The organism is Pseudomonas sp. Irchel s3f7 (genome assembly GCF_900187615.1).
Taxonomy (GTDB): domain Bacteria; phylum Pseudomonadota; class Gammaproteobacteria; order Pseudomonadales; family Pseudomonadaceae; genus Aquipseudomonas.
Genome location: NZ_FYDO01000037.1, coordinates 1 through 20,655 on the forward strand (window position 1 = coordinate 1; position 20,655 = coordinate 20,655).

Here is a 20,655-nt window from a genome sequence, read left to right on the forward strand (position 1 = left end):
CCAAGCTCAGCACTGAGGGCTCGCTCGATCAAAGCCTTCTTGAACGCCGCAGAGGCGTCCTCAATGGCTTCAGCGGTCATCGGTCCATCGGTGAATTGCTCGAGCAGCTCTTTCGGGATTTTCGGTAGTTCTCGCAACGCGGGTTTCTTTTTGGTTGGCATACATGCACCTCTTACTCATGTTATGCCCGAACACAAAATTTCTGACACCCCCCGATCGAATCAGCCGAACTAGCCTTCTCATGATCAATTCATGGAGGAGGCAAAGGAATGCCTGATTCACCTGCTTCACATCGCCTACGGCGTGGTCGCTATGCTGAAACCCACCGGATTTACCTATTGACCACCAACACGTTTGGACGAAAACAGATATTCAAGAATTTTGTCCTGGGTCGTTTGGTCGTGGATCAGTTTAGAAATGCGCAGCATCAAGGCATGGCGAATTCATTGGCCTGGGTTGTCATGCCCGATCATTTTCATTGGCTGGTTGAGTTACAGCAGGGATCATTGTGTGGCCTCATGCAGAAGACCAAGTCGATGAGCACCAAAGCGGTAAATCAGTTTACTGGTCGCAAGGTCACTCTCTGGCAGAAAGGCTTTCATGATCGGGCACTGCGACGAGAGGAAGATCTGGTGAGGGTAGCGCGATATGTCGTGGCCAATCCTTTGCGGGCCGGGCTGGTTGAGAAACTTGGCGACTACCCGCTGTGGGATGCTATCTGGGTTTGAGCTGATATCGAGTTGTCTTCATCGCTAGCAGGCTAGCTCCCACAAGGGTTTTATGAGCGCCACAGATCCAGTGTGGGAGCTAGCCTGCTAGCGATTGAAGGCACCGCGGTCCATCAATCCGGCTCACACCCCTTCAACACCAACCGGATAATCGTCTGCGCCGCCGCTTCGTAATCTTCTTCATCCAGCCTGGCCTTGCCGGTGATGGCACTGATTTGCCAGTCGAAATCGGCGTAGGTCTGGGTCGCGGCCCAGATGCTGAACATCAGGTGATTAGGGTCGATGGGGGCGATTTGCCCGCGGTCGATCCAGGTCTGGATGCACTCGATGTTGTGTCGGGCCTGGCCGTTGAGCTGTTCGACCAGGTCGCTGCTCAGGTGCGGTGCACCGTGCATGATTTCGCTGGCGAACACCTTGGAGGCGAAGGGCAGGTCGCGGGAGATACGGATTTTCGAGCGGATGTAGCCGCTGAGCACTTCACTGGGTACGCCGTCCGGATTGAAAGGCGTGGAAGCCTGGAGAATCGGCTCGATGATACTTTCCAGGACCTCGCGGTAGAGGTTTTCCTTGGATTTGAAATAGTAGTAGACGTTGGGCTTGGGCAATCCCGCCTTGGCTGCGATATCGCTGGTTTTGGTCGCAGCGAAGCCTTTGTCGGCAAATTCTTCACTGGCGGCACGCAGGATCAGTTGTTTGTTGCGCTCGCGGATTGTGCTCATAAAGCCGGTGGTTCCTTGCCTGTTCTGGCGGTTGCGCATGGTATCACCGGGCTCGCGCGGCGCTCAAGAATGCACCGTAGCCTGTTGCGCCGCGCTATGCTGCATCGCATTTATTCAAGAAGGAAACCCGACTCATGGCAGGAAGCAGTTTACTGGTGCTGATCGACGACATCGCCACCGTACTGGACGACGTTTCGTTGATGACTCAAATGGCCGCCAAGAAGACTGCCGGCGTGCTCGGCGACGACCTGGCGCTCAATGCCCAGCAAGTCAGCGGCGTGCGCGCCGAGCGTGAGATCCCGGTGGTCTGGGCGGTCGCCAAGGGGTCGTTCATCAACAAACTGATCCTGGTGCCTTCGGCATTGGCGATCAGTGCGTTCGTTCCGTGGGCGGTCACCCCGTTGCTGATGATTGGTGGCGCTTACCTGTGCTTCGAGGGTTTCGAGAAGATCGCCCACAAGTTTCTGCACAGCAAGGCCGAGGATGCCGCCGAGCATGCGCAGTTGGTCGAAGCCGTGGCCGATCCCGCCACGGACTTGGTGGCCTTCGAGAAAGACAAGATCAAAGGCGCCGTGCGCACCGACTTCATTCTTTCGGCGGAAATCATCGCCATCACCCTCGGCACCGTGGCCGATGCGCCGTTGACCCAGCAAGTGATCGTGCTTTCGGGCATCGCAATCATCATGACGGTCGGCGTCTATGGCCTGGTGGCGGGCATCGTCAAGCTCGATGATCTGGGCCTGTGGCTGACCCAAAAGCCCGGGCAAATGGCGAAAAGCATCGGCGGTGCCATTCTGCGGGCGGCGCCTTACATGATGAAAAGCCTGTCGGTGATTGGCACGGCGGCGATGTTCCTGGTCGGCGGCGGCATCCTGACCCACGGTGTGCCTGTGGTGCATCACTGGATTGAAAGTGTCAGCGCAGGGGCGGGCGGTGCAGGGTTTATCGTACCGATGTTGCTGAATGCGGCGGCGGGAATTGTGGCGGGTGCGGTGGTGTTGGCCGGTGTGATGGTTGTCGGCAAGATCTGGAAAGCGCTGAAAGGCTGAAGACAGCACATAACAATGTGGGAGCGAGCAGGCTCGCTCCCACATTTTTTACCGTTGGAATTACTCGGAAATCTGCAACTTGCGCGCCTGGGTGTACACGTAACGCACTTTGTCATACTCAAACGGTGAGTTCAGTTGACCGTAGCGGAAGCTGGTCTGGTAGCGCTTGTCGATGCCGCGCAGGATCCAGACTTCCGGATGGTTGGAGCTGACTTCGGGAACATTGAGGAAGTTGATCGCGGAGTCTGCGGTGTAATCCACCAGCAACCCACCGGTGTCCCGCAGGTTCGACGGGCCGAGGATCGGCAGTACGATGTAAGCGCCGCCCGGTACGCCATAGAAACCCAAGGTCTGGCCGAAGTCTTCGCTCTGGCGCGGCAAGCCCATGGCGGTTGCCGGGTCCCACAGACCGGCGACGCCAATGGTGGTGTTGAGCAACAGTCGCGCGGTGGTCTCCATCGAGCGCTGGCCCTTGAGTTGCAGCAAGCTGTTCAACAGGTTCGGCACATCGCCTAGGTTGTTGAAGAAGTTGCTGACCCCGGTGCGCAAGAAGCTCGGGGTGACGTAGCGATAGCCGTTGACTACGGGCAGGAACACCCATTGGTCGAACCGATAGTTGAAGTGGTAGACACGACGGTTCCACTCTTCCAGCGGGTCGTAGACGTTCAGCGCATTGAGCGTTGAACGCTCGAACTCGCGCTGATCCAGGCCCGGGTTGAACTTGAGTTCACTCAACGGTTCCTTGAAGCCGTCACTGTCGACCACGACGGGGGCGTTGGTTTTGCTGTCTTCGGCATTGGCGACGCCTGCACAGAGTAGCGCGGTGACAAGCAGGAGATATTTAGCCACGGAAAAACTCCAGCATGGCGTCGCTGTTGACGCGGTAGTTAAGGTTGCCGCAATGGCCGCCCAGCGGATAAACGGTCAAGCGGTCGCCGAATGTCTTGCGCAGGAAACCCAGGTCGCCTGGTCCAAGAATCACGTCATCGGCGTTGTGCATGACGGCAATTTTCGGGCTGTCGCGCAGATAGTCCTTCAGAGCATACAAGCTGACTTGGTCGATCAATTGCAGCAGGCTGCCGCCGTCGGTGCGGGCGCGCCACATCGGAATGACCTGTTCGGTGATGTAGCAATCGAAGTCGCATTGCAGCGCACGCTTGAAGAACGGCGTGAGGGTGGTGCCTTCGGTGATCGGGAACTTCGGTGGCGTGATCAGGCCGCGGCGGTTGATCAGGTCCGAGGTAAAAGCGATATCGGCGGCGGAGAAGCGGAACGATGTGCCGATCAGCATGGCCATCTGTTCATTGCTCAGATGCTGCTTGGACTGTTGGAAGTCGTAGAGCAGGGCATCGTTGAGGTCGATGTAGCCCTTCTGCTGGAAGTAGCGGGTCAGTTTGTCCAGCACCAGCTCATAGAAGGTCGTGGAAGTACTGATGCCTTTGACCTCGGTTTGCACCAGCTTGTCCAGGTTGGTGATCGAGGTATAGAGGTTCACCGGCGGGTTGAGCAGCAGGACTTTCTTGAAGTTGAAGCTGCGGCGGGTTTCGTCCAGGTGCGCCACAAAAGCAGCATCCAGCGCACCCAGGCTGTAACCGGTCAGGTAGTAGTCGGTGACCGGCAGATTCGGGTTTTGTGCCCGTATGGCCTGCATCACCCGATACATGTCTTCGGCATCCTCCTTGGTGATGCCCGGCGTGGCGAAGCGTGAAGCGGAGCTGATGAAGTCGAAGCTGGTCGGCGACGACAATTGCACCACGTGGTAGCCGGCCTTGTAGTAGAGCTTCTTCAAATATTCGTTCAGGCTGCTGTCATAGCGCGCGCCAGTGCCGGCGATCAGGAAAATCAACGGTGCGGCATGGTCCTGCGTGGCGAGTCGGTATTCGAGTTTCGTCACCGGCCAGAAATTCGCCGGCAGCTCGAAGGCCCGCTCCGGGCGCAGGGTGACGCTGAGTGTCGACTGGTCGATGTCATCGTCCAGCGGCAGTTCCGGGCGCAAGTCCGGTGGTGTTGTCGCGATGGTCGCTTCAAACGGATTGGTGAGGGGATAGCCATAACTGGCGGCGTCGATATCGACCGCCAGTGCGGACGCACTCAAAATAAGGCCGCCAAACAGGGCGGCGAAGCGCAAGGAACGGAGCATGACTAGATCCCTTAGAAGAAGGTGCCGATTGAATGTCGCAGGCTATGACCACCGGATTTGCGCCTAAGTGCCAAGCGTCGGCACCAAACACGCCTGATTTCGAAGTAATAGTAGCTGGACGATACACTTTGCAGCGATTGAATGACTAGCAAACTGTTGTTATAGCTTGCGAATAGCATAAGGGCGATTAAGCTGGCCGCCGTTTTTCACCCATTGGAGTAATTCATGTCCCGCCTGCCCGTGATCCTGCTGCTTGTTTTGCTGCCCGTCTGGCTGGCCGCCAGTTATGGCGCACGTTATGGCTTCATGGAAGATGCGCAGTGGGTGGGCATTTGCGTCGATGAGTCAAGCCGCTGGGAATGCCAGATACGGTCGAACCTGGGCCTGATGATTCACTTCGCCGTCCTGGGTTGGGCCGCATTGGCGGCTGCGATCGTTGGCTTCGTTGTGCCGGGTCGGGCAGGGTGGTGGCTGGCGGTGCTGGCGCTGATTTGTGGGTTGCCTGCGCTGGCGTTGTACAACACGACGTTGGCGGTGTTTGCGGTGGTGATCGCGGGGTTGCGGTTGGTTCGGGCGTCACGTAGCGCCTGATAGATTGCCATCGCGAGCAGGCTCGCTCCTGCAGTAGATCTATAGCGAACGCAAAATTGGCGTGCGACAAAAATCAAATGTAGGAGCAAGCTTGCTCGCGATGGGGCCGCAAGCTGCGCTGCAAATTTAAGCCTTGCGAACCCGCAAACACCGCCACAACGCAGCCACCATCAACACACTCACCAGCGCCCAACCCCAAGCCTGCTGATTCTGCAGCCCTTCACGAAACAACTGCGGTGCAATGCTGGCCCCAATAATGAACGTCAGCAGCGCAATCTCCCGACGCGGCACGCTCACCGGGCGGCACAGGTAGACGAGTGCCGGCACGATAAACGCCACGCTCGGGAAGCTGCGATAGCGCGGATCGAACACCAGTTCCAGCATCATCACTGCCGCTGCAAAACCGGAAGCTGCGACGAGCCATCCAGCGTGGCGCTCCAAAAAGTTGAAAGCGCTTTCACGCCATCCGGTGCGTGAGCTCAGCGTCAGCGCCGCGTGGGCAATGATCAGCAGATTCAATACGGTCAGCAAGCCGACCCATAGCCATTCACTGTTGAAACGAGTGGTGACCCGCGCCAGGTCGCCCCAGGCGCCCAACGAGCAGGCGGCGACTGCGGCGAACAACGGAAGAACCAGTGCCGAACGGGTACTGCGAACCCGACCGCCAACAAGCAGAATGCCGAGGAAAATCAAACCACCCGCCACCAGCCATTGCGACCAGTACGGCACGTTCGTCACCGGCCCGGCCAGCACGCCTTTGTCCTGGCGGTCAGCATCGAACAATCCCCAGTAACCGCCGACCGCACCTTCGCTGGCGCGTTTCCACGGCTGGTCGAAGGCTTCGATCAGGTTGTAATGCCAGCCTTGCTGCTCGGCCAGGGTGACAAAGCCGCGAATGAATTTGGCTTCGTTAACCCGGCTCGGCAGCGCGGTTTCACGCTGACGGCCCTCGCTCGGCCAGCCGGTTTCGCCAATCATCACGTCCTTGGGCGCGAACCTGTTGCCGAACACCTGGCGTACCTCGGCCACATGTTGCAGGGCGGCATCGATGTTCGATGGATCGTCTTCCCAGTAGGGCAGCAAGTGGATGGTCAGGAAGTCCACGGCGGGGGCGATTTCCGGATGCTTGAGCCAGAACTCCCAGACGTCGGCATAGGTGACAGGTTGTTTGACCTGGTTTTTGACGTTGTTGATCAGCTTGGCCAGTTGTGGTCCGGTAACTTCCTTGCGCAGGAGGGCTTCGTTGCCGACGATCACTGCGCTCACCACATCGGCGTTGGCATTGGCCGAGGCGATCAGCAAATCGACCTCTTTTTCCGTGTCCACCGGATTGCTGTTGACCCAGGCGCCGATCATCAGCTTCAAGCCATGCTTGCGCGCCAGGTCCGGCAGGGCTTCGAGGCCAGTCATGGAGTAGGTGCGGATGCATTCGAAACTTTTGGACAGCAGTGCAAGATCGGCGTCCATGCGCTCCGGGCGCAGATTGAACGGCACATCGAACGGCGACTGATCTTTATCGAATGGGGTGTAGGAGGCGCATTGCAACTTGTGCGTGGCACTGGCCACGTCCGGCAGAATCACCGGTTTACCGAGCCCGTACCAAAAGCCGCAGAGCGCAAACAGCCCCAGCAGGCAAGCGAAAAAATAAGCAGCGAAAGGGAAACGGGAAATCGCGGACATGGTCAGGCCGTGTGGGAGCAAAGCGGCGCATGTTACCTGCATTTACCGCGCGCTTGGTGGCCTGCATGATTTTGACATGCAAAGTTCGGGCGGATTGGCCGCAGTGTTTGTCGCGCTCAGGGTTAATGGCTTTCTGATGTCGTTTCTCGATGGCTTGAGGTCGCTGGCAGAGCAGGTCGCCAAGAGCGTGAGGTTGATGATCGCTGTGTCAGTACTCCGCTGATGTTGGAGCGAGTTTGCGGTGAGGCGTGATGGAGGCGCTGTGCACCATAACAATACGTTGACGCGGCTCGGCACCCGTCGAGCGCAGCACTTTCGGGGAAGTAACGATGAAGATGCGACGACTTTTAGGCGCGAGTGCCGCTCTGGTACTTGCGGTTGGCTCCACATTCGCCAATGCCGAGAGCAAGACCCTGAGCATCGGTTATGTTGACGGCTGGTCCGACAGCGTTGCGACCACTCACGTGGCCGCCGAAGTGATCAAGCAGAAACTCGGTTATGACGTGAAGCTGCAAGCCGTCGCCACCGGGATCATGTGGCAAGGCGTGGCGACCGGCAAACTCGACGCCATGTTGTCGGCCTGGTTGCCAGTGACGCACGGTGACTACTGGACCAAGAACAAGGATCAGGTTGTCGATTACGGCCCCAACTTCAAAGACGCGAAAATCGGTTTGATCGTACCGGAGTATGTGAAAGCCAAGACAGTCGGCGATCTGAAAACCGATGACACCTTCAAGAACCGCATCGTTGGTATCGACGCCGGTTCAGGCGTAATGCTCAAGACCGAACAGGCGATCAAGGATTACGACCTGACCGGTTATCAACTCAAGGCCAGTTCCGGCGCCGGCATGATTGCCGAGCTGACGCGCGCCGAGAAGAAAAACGAATCCATCGCCGTGACCGGTTGGGTGCCGCACTGGATGTTCGCCAAGTGGAAACTGCGTTTCCTGGAAGACCCGAAAGGCGTGTATGGCGCTGCTGAAACCGTCAACAGCATCGGCAGCAAAGAGCTGGCAACCAAAGCGCCGGAAGTGGCCAAGTTCCTGAAGCACTTCCAGTGGGCCTCGAAAGACGAAATCGGCGAGGTCATGCTGGCGATCCAGGATGGCGCCAAACCTGAAGCGGCGGCGAAGGACTGGGTCGCTAAACACCCGGAACGTGTGGCTGACTGGATTAAATAATCTGAGTTGATGCTTCAGGTCAGTCTCTTCCAGGGTCGCTGGGCATTCTATGCCTAGTGGCCCTTTTTCTTTTCTGTAGGAGCGAGCTTGCTCGCGATGGGCGTGAACGTTAACGCGTGCCGCCGGGAAAAACTCGGTGCCTCCAAATTCATCGCGAGCAAGCTCGTTCCTGCAATTGGCAGATATGTCATGGCGTTCTAAGACTAAGGTCGTCTGGAACCTGCCCCGCAGCCGCATAGAGTGGATACCGTTCCAACTTAATCTGTGCTGCGAGGATAAAAACAATGAACGACAGCATTTACCTCTCGATTCAAAACAGCCCGCGCTTCAAGGAGCTGGTTAGCAAGAGGGAACGATTCGCCTGGATTCTTTCAGCGATCATGCTAGGGCTTTACTCCGGATTCATCCTTTTGATTGCTTACGGGCCGCATGTACTGGGGGCGAAAATCAGCCCTGAGTCATCGATAACCTGGGGCATTCCGATCGGTGTCGGCCTGATTCTCTCGGCCTTCATCCTGACCGGCATCTATGTAAAACGCGCCAACGGCGAGTTCGACGACCTGAACAATGCGATTCTCAAGGAGGCTCAGCAATGATCCGGCGTCTAATGGCTCTGTTGAGCATCGCAGCCTTCGCACCGGGCGCCTGGGCGGCTGACGCCCTGACCGGCGCCGTGCAGAAACAACCGCTGAACGTCGCCGCGATCCTTATGTTCGTGGCGTTCGTCGGCGCAACCTTGTGCATCACTTACTGGGCGTCCAAGAAAAACAACTCGGCCTCTGACTACTACGCCGCTGGCGGCAAGATCACTGGTTTCCAGAACGGTCTGGCGATTGCCGGTGACTACATGTCGGCAGCATCCTTCCTGGGTATTTCCGCGCTGGTGTTCACCTCCGGCTACGACGGCCTGATCTACTCGATCGGCTTCCTGGTGGGCTGGCCGATCATTCTGTTCCTGATCGCCGAGCGCTTGCGTAACCTGGGCAAGTACACCTTTGCCGACGTGGCGTCCTATCGCCTGGGCCAAACCCAGATTCGCTCGCTGTCCGCGTGCGGCTCGCTGGTGGTGGTGGCGTTCTACCTGATCGCGCAAATGGTGGGTGCCGGCAAGCTGATTCAGCTGCTGTTCGGTCTCGACTACCACGTTGCAGTGATCCTGGTCGGTATCCTGATGTGCATGTACGTGTTGTTCGGCGGCATGCTGGCGACCACCTGGGTGCAGATCATCAAGGCGGTTCTGTTGCTGTCCGGCGCTTCGTTCATGGCGCTGATGGTGATGAAGCACGTCAACTTCGACTTCAACATGCTGTTCTCCGAAGCGATCAAGGTTCACCCGAAAGCTGAAGCGATCATGAGCCCGGGCGGCCTGGTGAAAGATCCGATCTCGGCGTTCTCCCTCGGTCTGGCCTTGATGTTCGGTACCGCTGGCCTGCCACACATCCTGATGCGCTTCTTCACCGTGAGTGACGCTAAAGAAGCTCGCAAGAGCGTGTTGTACGCAACCGGCTTCATCGGCTACTTCTACATCCTGACCTTCATCATCGGCTTCGGCGCGATCCTGCTGGTCAGCACCAACCCGGCCTTTAAAGATGCTGCTGGCGCGCTGTTGGGCGGCAACAACATGGCGGCGGTGCACCTGGCTAACGCGGTAGGCGGCAGTATCTTCCTGGGCTTCATCTCGGCGGTAGCGTTCGCGACCATTCTGGCAGTGGTTGCCGGTCTGACCCTGGCCGGTGCTTCGGCGGTCTCCCACGACCTGTACGCCAGCGTGATCAAGAAAGGCAAAGCCAACGAGAAGGATGAGATCCGCGTCTCGAAAATCACCACCATCGCGCTGGCGGTGCTGGCAATTGGTCTGGGTATCCTGTTCGAGAGCCAGAACATTGCGTTCATGGTGGGCCTGGCGTTCTCCATTGCGGCGAGCTGCAACTTCCCGGTCCTACTGCTTTCCATGTACTGGAAGAAGCTGACCACCCGCGGTGCGATGATCGGCGGCTGGATGGGCCTGATCAGTGCTGTAGGCCTGATGGTGCTTGGTCCGACCATCTGGGTGCAGATCCTGCATCACGAGAAGGCTATCTTCCCGTATGAGTACCCGGCGCTGTTCTCGATGCTGATTGCCTTTGTCGGGATCTGGTTCTTCTCGATTACTGACAAGTCGACCGCGGCTGACAATGAGCGGGCGCTGTTCTTCCCGCAGTTTGTTCGTTCGCAGACTGGCCTGGGCGCGAGTGGGGCTGTTTCGCACTAAGGGTTTGGGTTTGACTGTTTAAGATGTGTTGAATGGAATGCCCCGGTCGAGAGATCGGGGCATTTTTTTATTGAGCGGTAATCGGCCGGAATTTTTGGATGTTGCCGATTTACTGTAGGAGCTGGCTTGCCAGCGATGGCGGCCTTCGGGCAGACCTGGTTCTTGGTTGATTGAGTACATATCCGTTATTCAGGTGACGGCGGCTTATGGTTTCGCCCTTACGGCGAGTCCCTTACGTACGGCCCCTCGCTAAGGCTCGGCGTTCCTTCGCTCCGGTATTCATCCGGGGGCATTGCCCTCCGGTCGGCTTCGCTTCGACCTACATGCAATGAGCTCGATTGCGTCGAACGGCGCTGTGCGCCAATCCCCGGATAAACACCTCCACTCAGCCTCCCGAGGGGGCGGGTGGATCAAAAGCGGAAGGCGAGCTAACGCTCGGCCTGATGAGTGGTGAAGAGCGTGGGTGTACGCTGATCCATTGTAGGAGCTGGCTTGCCAGCGATGGCGGCCTGCCTGCCGGCCTGATTTCGCGGATGTATCACTCCGTAGGAGCTGCCGAAGGCTGCGATCTTAAAAAAACAGAGTCAAAAGATCGCAGCCTCGTTGCACTCGACAGCTCCTACAGGGAGAGCGCGTACACATCAGAACCAGGCCGGCCGGTAGGCCGCCTCGGGCGCTTTTGCGGTGTACGCCCCCTCGTGAGGCCGAGAGGAGGTTCTGCGCAGTGGGCAAGCCGGCATGGATGCCGGTTTAGCCGCCCCCGGCCATGGATGGCCGATGGCGGCGGGCCCACGGAGCAGGACCGGAGCGAGGGAATGCCGAGCCGCGGCGAGGCACCGAATGTCAGGGGCAAGAGCCCTTTGGTTACTTTGGGGCTTTTCCAAAGTGACCCGCCGTAAGGGCGGAACCAATAGCGGCCGTAACCGCAGAAACGGATATGTACACCATCAAAAAGGCGCACAAACAAAAACGGCCTCCTGCTCTTTATATAAAAAGCAGAGGCCGTTCCCGGTGCAACTCAACACGCTACAGCAAGACAGATCTTACTTGCGGTCTTCCAGCTTGGAGATATCACGCGACTCGTAGCCGGTGTACAACTGACGCGGACGGCCAATCTTGTACGGGCTGGAGAGCATTTCTTTCCAGTGGGAGATCCAGCCGACGGTCCGCGCCAGGGCGAAGATCACGGTGAACATGCTGGTTGGAATGCCGATCGCCTTGAGGATGATCCCCGAGTAGAAGTCGACGTTCGGGTACAGCGAACGTTCGATGAAGTACGGGTCGGTCAGGGCGATCTCTTCCAGGCGCATGGCCAGTTCGAGTTGCGGATCGTTCTGGATGCCCAGTTCCTTCAACACTTCGTCGCAGGTCTTCTTCATCACGGTGGCGCGCGGGTCGCGGTTTTTGTAAACGCGATGACCGAAGCCCATCAGTTTGAACGGATCGTTCTTGTCCTTGGCCTTGGCGATGAACTTGTCGATGTTCGAAACATCGCCGATTTCATCGAGCATGGTCAGTACGGCTTCGTTGGCACCGCCGTGGGCAGGGCCCCACAGTGCAGCGATACCGGCGGCGATACAGGCGAACGGGTTGGCACCCGAAGAGCCAGCCAGACGGACGGTGGAGGTCGAAGCGTTCTGCTCGTGGTCGGCGTGGAGGATGAAGATCCGGTCCATGGCCTTGGCGAGTACCGGGCTGATCGGTTTGATCTCGCACGGGGTGTTGAACATCATGTGCAGGAAGTTTTCCGCGTACGACAGGTCGTTGCGCGGGTACATCATGGGTTGGCCCATGGAGTACTTGTAAACCATCGCTGCCAGGGTAGGCATCTTGGCAACCAGGCGGATCGCGGAAATTTCGCGATGCTGCGGGTTATTGATGTCCAGGGAGTCGTGGTAGAAGGCCGAGAGGGCGCCAACTACGCCGCACATGACGGCCATCGGGTGGGCGTCGCGACGGAAGCCGTTGAAGAAGGTCTTCAGCTGCTCGTGAACCATGGTGTGGTTCTTCACGGTGCTGACGAACTGGGCCTTCTGTTCTGCGGTCGGCAGTTCGCCATTGAGCAGCAGGTAGCAGGTTTCCAGATAGTCCGACTTTTCAGCCAGCTGTTCGATCGGGTAGCCGCGGTGCAGCAGAATGCCGTTGTCACCATCAATATAGGTGATCTTCGACTCGCACGAAGCGGTCGACATGAAACCTGGGTCAAAGGTGAAGCGGCCCGTGGCCGTCAGACCCCGAACATCGATAACATCGGGACCAACGGTGCCGGTTAAAATGGGCAGCTCGACGGGGGCTGCGCCCTCGATGATCAACTGCGCTTTTTTGTCAGCCATGTGGCCTCCTATTTATGCTTGAAATCATCAGACAGACCCCCCACGCAGGGCCCGCACCACTATAGTGAGATAAATTCGAATGTCAATTTGCCTAAAGTCTTGCTCCCAAAGGCTTTAACCAGACATTTTTCTCGAAATTGGCTGCCATTTACGCCTTTTATGTCAGTTGCGCAATCAGCTGTTTGGGTTAGGTGATTGCGTTGTCATTAGTAGCCTAACTGTCTATACTCGGCCACCGACCGCCAAGGGCTTTTGGGCTTGCTTTCATTGGGGGTCGCATCCCTGGGTGGTGGTTACCTGACCAGTGCACTCCCCAACAACTTTGCCCTGATTGTTAGGGGCTCTTCAGTGTGAAAAAAAAGCCGTGAAAAGCCAACGACCTGTAAACCTAGACCTAAGGACCATCAAACTCCCAGTCACTGCTTACACGTCCATCCTTCACCGAATCTCCGGTGTCATCCTCTTCGTGTGCCTTGCCATCATGCTTTATGCATTGGACAAGTCGCTGAGCTCCGAGGAAGGCTTCGGTCAGGTGAAAGCGTGTCTGACCAGTCCGCTAGCCAAGCTAGTGACATGGGGCATCCTGTCCGCTCTGCTTTATCACTTGGTAGCCGGTGTGCGCCACTTGATCATGGACATGGGCATCGGTGAGACGCTGGAAGGCGGCAAACTGGGCTCGAAAATCGTTATCGCCGTTTCCGTGGTGGTAATCGTTCTGGCAGGAGTTTGGATATGGTAACTAACGTCACGAACCTCTCGCGTTCGGGCCTCTATGACTGGATGGCGCAACGTGTGTCTGCGGTCGTTCTCGCGGCTTACTTCATCTTCCTGATCGGATACATCGCGGCCAACCCTGGCATCGATTACGCCCAGTGGCATGAACTGTTCGCCCACAACGGGATGCGTATCTTCAGCCTCCTGGCCCTTGTTGCCCTCGGCGCTCACGCCTGGGTCGGCATGTGGACCATCGCGACCGACTACCTGACGCCAATGGCGTTCGGCAAGTCCGCGACGGCTATACGTTTCCTTTTCCAGGCAGTCTGCGGCGTTGCGATGTTCGCTTACTTCGTCTGGGGCGTGCAGATTCTCTGGGGTATCTGATTCATGGCTAACATTCCAACGATTTCTTTCGACGCCATCATTATTGGTGGTGGCGGTGCCGGCATGCGCGCAGCGCTGCAACTGGCACAGGGTGGTCACAAGACTGCCGTGATCACCAAGGTTTTCCCGACCCGTTCGCACACTGTTTCCGCCCAGGGCGGCATCACCTGTGCCATCGCGTCCGCTGACCCGAACGATGACTGGCGCTGGCACATGTACGATACCGTCAAGGGTTCCGACTACATCGGTGACCAGGACGCTATCGAATACATGTGTCAGGAAGGCCCGGCTGCCGTTTACGAGCTGGACCACATGGGTATGCCGTTCTCGCGTACCGAGCAAGGTCGTATCTACCAGCGTCCATTCGGCGGTCAGTCCAAGGACTACGGTAAAGGCGGCCAGGCTGCGCGTACTTGCGCTGCGTCCGACCGTACCGGTCACGCTCTGCTGCACACCCTTTATCAGGGCAACCTGAAAGCCGGTACCGTGTTCCTGAACGAGTACTACGCTGTCGATCTGGTGAAGAACAGCGAAGGCGAGTTCGTCGGCGTGATCGCCATCTGCATCGAAACCGGCGAAACCACCTACATCCGTGCCAAGGCCACCGTACTGGCTACCGGCGGTGCAGGTCGTATCTACGCTTCGACCACCAACGCCCTGATCAACACCGGTGACGGCGTTGGTATGGCGCTGCGTGCCGGCGTCCCAGTGCAAGACATCGAAATGTGGCAGTTCCACCCGACCGGCATCGCCGGCGCTGGTGTACTGGTTACCGAAGGTTGCCGTGGTGAAGGTGGATACCTGATCAACAAGCACGGCGAGCGTTTCATGGAGCGTTATGCTCCGAACGCGAAAGACCTTGCCGGTCGTGACGTTGTTGCTCGCTCGATGGTTAAAGAAATCATCGCCGGCAACGGTTGCGGTCCGAATGGCGACCACGTAATGCTCAAGCTCGACCACCTGGGCGAGGAAGTGCTGCACAGCCGTCTGCCAGGCATCTGCGAACTGTCGAAGACTTTCGCACACGTTGACCCGGTTGTTGCTCCGGTTCCGGTTGTTCCGACCTGCCACTATATGATGGGCGGCGTTGCCACCAACATTCATGGTCAGGCGATCACCCAGAACGGCGAAGGCGTCGACGAAATCATCCCTGGCCTGTTCGCAGTGGGTGAAGTGGCTTGCGTATCGGTTCACGGTGCCAACCGTCTGGGCGGCAACTCGCTGCTCGACCTGGTGGTATTCGGCCGCGCTGCCGGCCTGCACCTGGAAAAAGCACTGACCGACGGCATCGAATACGACGACGCTACCGAAGCCGATATCGAAGCTGCCCTGTCGCGCTTGAACGCTCTGAACAGCCGTACCGAAGGCGAAGACGTGGCAACCCTGCGTCGCGAGCTGCAAAACTGCATGCAGAACTACTTCGGTGTATTCCGTACTGGCGAATACATGCAGAAGGGTATTGCCCAGCTGGCGGACCTGCGCAAGCGCATCGCCAACGTCAAGATCAACGATAAGTCGCAGGCGTTCAACACTGCACGTATCGAAGCACTTGAGCTGCAGAACCTGCTGGAAGTAGCCGAAGCTACCGCCATCGCTGCCGAAGTACGTAAAGAGTCCCGCGGCGCTCACGCCCGTGAAGACTTCGAAGATCGTGACGATGAAAACTGGCTGTGCCACACCCTGTACTTCCCGGGTGACAAGCGCGTGACCAAGCGTGCCGTGAACTTCTCGCCGAAGACTGTTCCGACTTTTGAACCTAAGATTCGGACTTATTAAGGGTGGCCGCCATGTTGCAAGTCAGCGTTTATCGTTACAACCCTGATCAGGACGCCGCGCCGTTCATGCAGGAATTCCAGGTTGATACCGGTGGTAAAGACCTGATGGTGCTGGACGTGCTGGCCCTGATCAAAGAGCAGGACGAAGGTTTCTCCTATCGTCGCTCTTGCCGTGAAGGCGTTTGCGGTTCCGACGGCATGAACATCAACGGCAAGAACGGCCTGGCCTGCGTCACGCCGCTGTCTGCTGTCGTAAAAGGTAACAAGTTGATCGTTCGTCCTCTGCCAGGTTTGCCGGTTATCCGTGACCTGGTCGTCGATATGAGCATCTTCTACAAGCAATACGAGAAGGTTAAGCCATACCTGCAGAACGACACGCCGGCTCCGGCCATCGAGCGTCTGCAGTCCCCTGAAGAGCGTGAAAAGCTCGACGGTCTGTACGAGTGCATCCTGTGCGCTTGCTGCTCGACCTCTTGCCCGTCCTTCTGGTGGAACCCGGACAAATTCCTGGGTCCAGCTGCTCTGCTGCAAGCGTATCGCTTCCTGGCAGACAGCCGTGACACCAAGACGTCCGAGCGTCTGGCTTCGCTGGATGACCCGTTCAGCGTATTCCGCTGCCGCGGGATCATGAACTGCGTCAACGTATGTCCGAAAGGCCTGAACCCGACTAAGGCCATCGGTCACATCCGTAACATGTTGCTGTCTAGCGGCGTGTGATTCAGCTGCTGTATCCGTTGTACCCGTAGATGCTACGGCGCAGGCTTCAACCGGCGCCGTAGTTTTAACCTGAGCAGCAGCTTAAAAGGCTGCAGCTCTTATTTTGAAGAAATGAGACAAGCAGGGGCATCCGGGCTGGTACCCGGACTATCAGTGTGATCCTAGTGGCTTGTTTTGGTCGCTGCATTCGGACTTCTGCAAGTTTGCTCGGTGTCGACACCGGTGGTGTTCCCCTAACCGAGGGTGACCAAGCATGCAAGAAAGCGTGATGCAGCGCATGTGGAACAGCGCCTACCTATCCGGTAGTAACGCTGCCTATGTGGAAGAGCTCTACGAGCTCTACCTGCACGACCCTAACGCTGTGCCAGAAGAGTGGCGCACCTACTTCCAGAAGTTGCCTGCTGACGGCAACTCTGCCACCGATGTTTCGCACTCGACAATTCGCGATCATTTCGTCTTGCTGGCAAAGAACCAGCGCCGCGCCCAACCGGTTTCCGCCGGCAGCGTGAGCAGTGAGCACGAGAAGAAGCAAGTTGAAGTGCTGCGATTGATCCAGGCCTACCGTATGCGTGGCCACCAGGCAGCCCAGCTTGACCCGCTGGGGCTGTGGCAGCGTCCTGCACCTGCAGACCTGTCGATCAATCATTACGGCTTGACCAATGCCGATCTTGATACGACCTTCCGTGCCGGCGACCTGTTCATCGGCAAAGAGGAAGCGAGCCTACGCGAAATTCACGAAGCGTTGCAGCAGACATATTGCCGCACCATCGGCGCTGAATTCACGCACATCACCGATTCCGAACAGCGCCAGTGGTTCCAGCAGCGTCTGGAAAGCGTGCGCGGCCGTCCGACGTACTCCGCCGACATCAAGAGCCACCTGCTTGAGCGCGTGACTGCCGGTGAAGGCCTGGAAAAATACCTGGGCACCAAGTACCCGGGTACCAAGCGTTTCGGTCTGGAAGGCGGCGAAAGCCTGATTCCGATGCTCGACGAGCTGATCCAGCGTTCCGGTTCCTACGGCACCAAGGAAATCGTTATCGGCATGGCCCACCGTGGTCGTCTGAACGTGCTGGTCAACACCTTCGGCAAGAACCCGCGCGAGTTGTTCGACGAGTTCGAAGGCAAGAAGAAGGTCGAGCTGGGCTCCGGTGACGTTAAGTACCACCAGGGCTTCTCGTCCAACGTGATGACCGCTGGCGGTGAAGTTCACCTGGCCATGGCGTTCAACCCGTCCCACCTGGAAATCGTTTCCCCGGTGGTCGAGGGTTCGGTTCGCGCCCGTCAGGATCGTCGTAACGATCCAACCGGTGAGAAGGTTCTGCCGATCTCCATCCACGGTGACGCGGCATTCGCCGGTCAAGGCGTGGTCATGGAAACCTTCCAGATGTCGCAGACCCGCGGTTTCAAAACCGGCGGCACCGTGCACATCGTGATCAACAACCAGGTCGGTTTCACCATCAGCAACCCGCTGGACTCGCGTTCCACCGAGTACGCGACCGACGTTGCGAAAATGATCCAGGCGCCGATCCTCCATGTGAATGGTGATGATCCGGAAGCCGTATTGTTCGTGACCCAGCTGGCCATCGACTACCGCATGCAGTTCAAGCGTGACGTGGTGATCGACCTGGTCTGCTACCGTCGTCGCGGCCACAACGAGGCCGACGAGCCAAGCGGCACCCAGCCGATCATGTATCAGCAGATCACCAAACAGCGCACCACCCGTGAGCTGTATGCCGATCGTCTGACCCAGGGCGGTGTGCTGGACGCAGAGCGTGTTCAGGCGAAAGTCGACGAATACCGCAACGCGCTGGACAACGGTCTGCACGTAGTGAAGAGCCTGGTCAAAGAGCCGAACAAAGAGTTGTTCGTGGATTGGCGTCCGTATCTGGGCCACGCCTGGACCGCGCGTCACGACACTCGTTTCGATCTGAAGACCCTGCAGGAACTGTCCGCCAAGCTGCTGGAAATTCCGGAAGGCTTCGTGGTTCAGCGCCAGGTCGCGAAGATCTACGAAGACCGTCAGAAGATGCAAGCCGGCGGCCTGCCGATCAACTGGGGTTACGCCGAAACCATGGCGTACGCGACCCTGGCGTTCGAAGGTCACCCGATCCGCATGACCGGCCAGGACATCGGCCGCGGTACGTTCTCGCACCGTCATGCTGTCTTGCACAACCAGAAAGACGCGGGCACCTACATCCCGTTGCAGAACCTGTACAACGGCCAGCCACGTTTCGACCTGTACGATTCGTTCCTGTCCGAAGAAGCCGTACTGGCGTTCGAATACGGTTACTCGACCACCACGCCTGATGCGCTGGTGATCTGGGAAGCCCAGTTCGGCGACTTCGCCAACGGTGCCCAGGTGGTTATCGACCAGTTCATCACCAGCGGCGAGCACAAGTGGGGCCGTCTGTGCGGTCTGACCATGTTGCTGCCGCACGGTTATGAAGGTCAGGGGCCGGAGCACTCCTCGGCTCGTCTGGAACGTTACCTGCAGCTGTGCGCCGAGCACAACATTCAGGTAGCCGTGCCGACTACGCCGGCACAGATCTATCACTTGCTGCGTCGTCAGGTCATTCGCCCGCTGCGCAAGCCATTGATCGTTCTGACACCGAAGTCGCTGCTGCGCCACAAGCTGGCCATCTCGACGCTGGAAGATCTGGCCGAAGGTTCGTTCCAGACCGTGATCCCGGAAATCGATGCCCAAGACCCGAAAAAGGTCGAGCGCGTTGTTCTGTGTAGCGGCAAGGTCTACTACGACCTGCTGGAAAAACGTCGTGCCGAAGGTCGTGACGACATCGCCGTCATGCGTATCGAGCAGCTGTATCCATTCCCTGAGGACGACTTGAAAGAAGTCCTGGCTCCTTATACCAACGTCAAAGCTGCCGTTTGGTGTCAGGAAGAGCCGATGAACCAGGGGGCGTGGTACTGCAGCCAACACCATATGCGTCGCAGCATCAGCAACCTCGACAAGTCTCTCGTACTTGAGTACGCGGGCCGTGAGGCTTCTGCTGCACCGGCATGCGGTTACGCATCGATGCACGCTGAGCAGCAGGAAAAACTGCTGCAAGACGCCTTTACTGTTTAACGCCTTCGCGCACCTGAAACCGAATTTAAGGACCCACAGATAATGGCTATCGAAATCAAAGCCCCCACTTTCCCGGAATCGGTTGCCGATGGCACCGTTGCCACCTGGCACAAGCAACCGGGCGACGCGGTCAAGCGCGACGACCTGATCGTCGACATCGAAACCGACAAGGTTGTGCTGGAAGTGTTGGCTACTGCTGACGGCGTGCTGGGCGCTATCGTCAAGAACGAAGGCGAAACCGTTCTGTCCGACGAAGTCCTGGGCTCGATCGAAGCGGGCGGCGCTGCTGCCGCTCCTGCTGCCGCGGCTCCTGCTGCTGCACAAGCCGCTGCGCCAGCCACCGAAGGCGAAGACGATCCTGTTGCTGCACCGGCTGCCCGTAAGCTGGCTGAAGAAAACGGCATCAACATCGCTTCCGTTGCCGGCACCGGCAAAGGCGGTCGTGTGACCAAGGAAGACGTGGTTGCAGCTGTTGCCGCCAAGAAAGCCGCTCCGGCTGCCGCGCCTGCCAAGGCTGCTGCTCCTTCGGCTGCCGCTCCTGTGTTCGCCGCTGGCGACCGCATCGAGAAGCGTGTACCGATGACCCGCGTTCGTGCCACCGTGGCCAAGCGTCTGGTTGAAGCTCAATCGAACATGGCGATGCTGACCACTTTCAACGAAGTCGACATGACCGAAGTCATGGCACTGCGTTCGAAGTACAAGGACCTGTTCGAGAAGTCCCACAACGGCGTGCGCCTGGGCTTCATGTCGTTCTTCGTGAAAGCGGCCACCGAAGCGCTGAAACGCTTCCCGGCTGTCAACGCTTCGATCGACGGCGGCGACATCGTTTACCACGGCTACGCTGACGTCGGCGTTGCAGTTTCCAGCGATCGCGGCCTGGTTGTACCGGTTCTGCGTAACGCTGAACTGATGAGCCTGGCTGAAATCGAAGGCGGCATCGCCACCTTCGGCAAGAAAGCCCGCGACGGCAAACTGTCGATGGACGAAATGACCGGTGGTACTTTCACCATCACCAACGGCGGTACTTTCGGTTCGATGATGTCGACCCCGATCGTCAACCCGCCACAAGCAGCCATCCTGGGCATGCACAACATCATCCAGCGTCCTATGGCCATCAACGGTCAGGTCGTTATCCGCCCGATGATGTACCTGGCCCTGTCCTACGATCACCGTCTGATCGATGGCAAAGAAGCTGTGACCTTCCTGGTGACCATCAAGAACCTGCTGGAAGATCCGGCTCGTCTGTTGCTGGATATCTAAAGAGCAGCTGCAAGCTGCAAGCGACAAGCCCCAAGCTCAAGGCGA

General features: G+C 58.0%; 17 protein-coding genes and 1 pseudogene. 12 read left to right on the forward strand and 6 right to left on the reverse strand.

What is annotated here, in order from left to right:
* Positions 1-161, reverse strand: a pseudogene (locus tag CKW19_RS25165) (IS256 family transposase); the annotation flags it as partial.
* 108 nt (positions 162-269) lie between these two features.
* Here CKW19_RS25165 and CKW19_RS25170 point away from each other — a divergent pair.
* A complete protein-coding gene (locus tag CKW19_RS25170; protein ID WP_095060785.1) occupies positions 270-728 on the forward strand; it encodes a transposase in 459 nt (152 codons plus the stop codon).
* A gap of 113 nt (positions 729-841) precedes the next feature.
* On the opposite strand, the gene CKW19_RS25175 is transcribed toward CKW19_RS25170, so the two are convergent.
* The gene (locus tag CKW19_RS25175; protein ID WP_095060787.1) at positions 842-1,447 is read right to left on the reverse strand and encodes a TetR/AcrR family transcriptional regulator; all 606 of its coding nucleotides are present in this window, start codon (positions 1,445-1,447) and stop codon (positions 842-844) included.
* Between the two features lie 134 nt (positions 1,448-1,581).
* Between CKW19_RS25175 and CKW19_RS25180 the strand changes: the two genes are divergently transcribed.
* Positions 1,582-2,496 (forward strand): DUF808 domain-containing protein, encoded by a 915-nt coding sequence (locus CKW19_RS25180; RefSeq protein WP_095060790.1) that lies wholly within the window; start codon positions 1,582-1,584, stop codon positions 2,494-2,496.
* A gap of 60 nt (positions 2,497-2,556) precedes the next feature.
* Here CKW19_RS25180 and CKW19_RS25185 read toward each other — a convergent pair whose 3' ends face one another.
* Positions 2,557-3,345, reverse strand: a complete 789-nt coding sequence (locus CKW19_RS25185) for a VacJ family lipoprotein (protein ID WP_095060792.1) — start codon at positions 3,343-3,345, stop codon at positions 2,557-2,559.
* Entirely contained in the window at positions 3,338-4,636 is a 1,299-nt protein-coding gene (locus CKW19_RS25190) for a serine/threonine protein kinase (RefSeq protein WP_095060794.1), read from the reverse strand. Before CKW19_RS25190 ends, CKW19_RS25185 begins: the two co-directional genes overlap by 8 nt.
* 225 nt (positions 4,637-4,861) lie before the next feature.
* Here CKW19_RS25190 and CKW19_RS25195 point away from each other — a divergent pair, with 225 nt between their 5' ends.
* A complete protein-coding gene (locus CKW19_RS25195) occupies positions 4,862-5,227 on the forward strand; it encodes a hypothetical protein (protein ID WP_095060796.1) in 366 nt (121 codons plus the stop codon).
* A gap of 126 nt (positions 5,228-5,353) precedes the next feature.
* Here the strand turns inward: CKW19_RS25195 and CKW19_RS25200 are convergent, their stop codons facing one another.
* A complete protein-coding gene (locus CKW19_RS25200) occupies positions 5,354-6,949 on the reverse strand; it encodes a beta (1-6) glucans synthase (protein WP_095060798.1) in 1,596 nt (531 codons plus the stop codon).
* A gap of 287 nt (positions 6,950-7,236) precedes the next feature.
* On the opposite strand from CKW19_RS25200, the gene CKW19_RS25210 reads away from it, so the two are divergent.
* The 3 genes from CKW19_RS25210 to CKW19_RS25220 all read left to right on the forward strand — a co-directional run bounded on the left by CKW19_RS25210 (position 7,237) and on the right by CKW19_RS25220 (position 10,339).
* On the forward strand, positions 7,237-8,088 hold the full coding sequence (locus CKW19_RS25210) for a glycine betaine ABC transporter substrate-binding protein (protein WP_095060800.1): 852 nt from the start codon (positions 7,237-7,239) through the stop codon (positions 8,086-8,088).
* 284 nt (positions 8,089-8,372) lie between these two features.
* A complete protein-coding gene (locus CKW19_RS25215) occupies positions 8,373-8,684 on the forward strand; it encodes a DUF485 domain-containing protein (protein WP_095060801.1) in 312 nt (103 codons plus the stop codon).
* Entirely contained in the window at positions 8,681-10,339 is a 1,659-nt protein-coding gene (locus CKW19_RS25220; RefSeq protein ID WP_095060803.1) for a cation acetate symporter, read from the forward strand. Before CKW19_RS25215 ends, CKW19_RS25220 begins: the two co-directional genes overlap by 4 nt.
* A gap of 1,043 nt (positions 10,340-11,382) precedes the next feature.
* On the opposite strand, the gene gltA is transcribed toward CKW19_RS25220, so the two are convergent.
* A complete protein-coding gene (gltA, locus tag CKW19_RS25230; RefSeq protein ID WP_095060805.1) occupies positions 11,383-12,672 on the reverse strand; it encodes a citrate synthase in 1,290 nt (429 codons plus the stop codon).
* A 364-nt stretch (positions 12,673-13,036) separates the two neighbouring features.
* Here gltA and sdhC point away from each other — a divergent pair, with 364 nt between their 5' ends.
* From sdhC to odhB, 6 genes are all read left to right on the forward strand, one after another.
* Positions 13,037-13,411: a succinate dehydrogenase, cytochrome b556 subunit gene (gene sdhC / locus CKW19_RS25235; protein WP_032829628.1), complete on the forward strand. Its 375-nt coding sequence runs from the start codon at positions 13,037-13,039 to the stop codon at positions 13,409-13,411.
* The gene (gene sdhD / locus CKW19_RS25240) at positions 13,405-13,773 is read left to right on the forward strand and encodes a succinate dehydrogenase, hydrophobic membrane anchor protein (RefSeq protein ID WP_053156804.1); all 369 of its coding nucleotides are present in this window, start codon (positions 13,405-13,407) and stop codon (positions 13,771-13,773) included. The genes sdhC and sdhD overlap by 7 nt, the downstream gene beginning before the upstream one ends.
* Positions 13,774-13,776: 3 nt before the next feature.
* Positions 13,777-15,549: a succinate dehydrogenase flavoprotein subunit gene (sdhA, locus tag CKW19_RS25245; protein WP_095060807.1), complete on the forward strand. Its 1,773-nt coding sequence runs from the start codon at positions 13,777-13,779 to the stop codon at positions 15,547-15,549.
* 11 nt (positions 15,550-15,560) lie between these two features.
* Positions 15,561-16,265, forward strand: a complete 705-nt coding sequence (locus tag CKW19_RS25250; RefSeq protein ID WP_008063297.1) for a succinate dehydrogenase iron-sulfur subunit — start codon at positions 15,561-15,563, stop codon at positions 16,263-16,265.
* A gap of 253 nt (positions 16,266-16,518) precedes the next feature.
* Complete coding sequence (locus CKW19_RS25255; protein ID WP_095060809.1) at positions 16,519-19,350, forward strand: 2-oxoglutarate dehydrogenase E1 component; 2,832 nt, start codon at positions 16,519-16,521, stop codon at positions 19,348-19,350.
* A 42-nt stretch (positions 19,351-19,392) separates the two neighbouring features.
* A complete protein-coding gene (gene odhB, locus CKW19_RS25260; protein WP_095060811.1) occupies positions 19,393-20,610 on the forward strand; it encodes a 2-oxoglutarate dehydrogenase complex dihydrolipoyllysine-residue succinyltransferase in 1,218 nt (405 codons plus the stop codon).
* Positions 20,611-20,655 lie beyond the last annotated feature (45 nt).

What these genes read in the sequence shown, in the direction of transcription:
- CKW19_RS25210 (WP_095060800.1), top strand. Translation starts at nt 7,237, where the DNA reads ATGAAGATGCGACGACTTTTAGGCGCGAGTGCCGCTCTGGTACTTGCG.
- CKW19_RS25220 (WP_095060803.1), top strand. Translation starts at nt 8,681, where the DNA reads ATGATCCGGCGTCTAATGGCTCTGTTGAGCATCGCAGCCTTCGCACCG.
- CKW19_RS25200 (WP_095060798.1), bottom strand. Translation starts at nt 6,949, where the DNA reads ATGCAGGTAACATGCGCCGCTTTGCTCCCACACGGCCTGACCATGTCC.
- CKW19_RS25180 (WP_095060790.1), top strand. Translation starts at nt 1,582, where the DNA reads ATGGCAGGAAGCAGTTTACTGGTGCTGATCGACGACATCGCCACCGTA.
- CKW19_RS25250 (WP_008063297.1), top strand. Translation starts at nt 15,561, where the DNA reads ATGTTGCAAGTCAGCGTTTATCGTTACAACCCTGATCAGGACGCCGCG.
- CKW19_RS25255 (WP_095060809.1), top strand. Translation starts at nt 16,519, where the DNA reads ATGCAAGAAAGCGTGATGCAGCGCATGTGGAACAGCGCCTACCTATCC.
- sdhD (WP_053156804.1), top strand. Translation starts at nt 13,405, where the DNA reads ATGGTAACTAACGTCACGAACCTCTCGCGTTCGGGCCTCTATGACTGG.
- CKW19_RS25215 (WP_095060801.1), top strand. Translation starts at nt 8,373, where the DNA reads ATGAACGACAGCATTTACCTCTCGATTCAAAACAGCCCGCGCTTCAAG.
- CKW19_RS25190 (WP_095060794.1), bottom strand. Translation starts at nt 4,636, where the DNA reads ATGCTCCGTTCCTTGCGCTTCGCCGCCCTGTTTGGCGGCCTTATTTTG.
- sdhA (WP_095060807.1), top strand. Translation starts at nt 13,777, where the DNA reads ATGGCTAACATTCCAACGATTTCTTTCGACGCCATCATTATTGGTGGT.
- CKW19_RS25195 (WP_095060796.1), top strand. Translation starts at nt 4,862, where the DNA reads ATGTCCCGCCTGCCCGTGATCCTGCTGCTTGTTTTGCTGCCCGTCTGG.
- odhB (WP_095060811.1), top strand. Translation starts at nt 19,393, where the DNA reads ATGGCTATCGAAATCAAAGCCCCCACTTTCCCGGAATCGGTTGCCGAT.
- gltA (WP_095060805.1), bottom strand. Translation starts at nt 12,672, where the DNA reads ATGGCTGACAAAAAAGCGCAGTTGATCATCGAGGGCGCAGCCCCCGTC.
- CKW19_RS25170 (WP_095060785.1), top strand. Translation starts at nt 270, where the DNA reads ATGCCTGATTCACCTGCTTCACATCGCCTACGGCGTGGTCGCTATGCT.
- CKW19_RS25175 (WP_095060787.1), bottom strand. Translation starts at nt 1,447, where the DNA reads ATGAGCACAATCCGCGAGCGCAACAAACAACTGATCCTGCGTGCCGCC.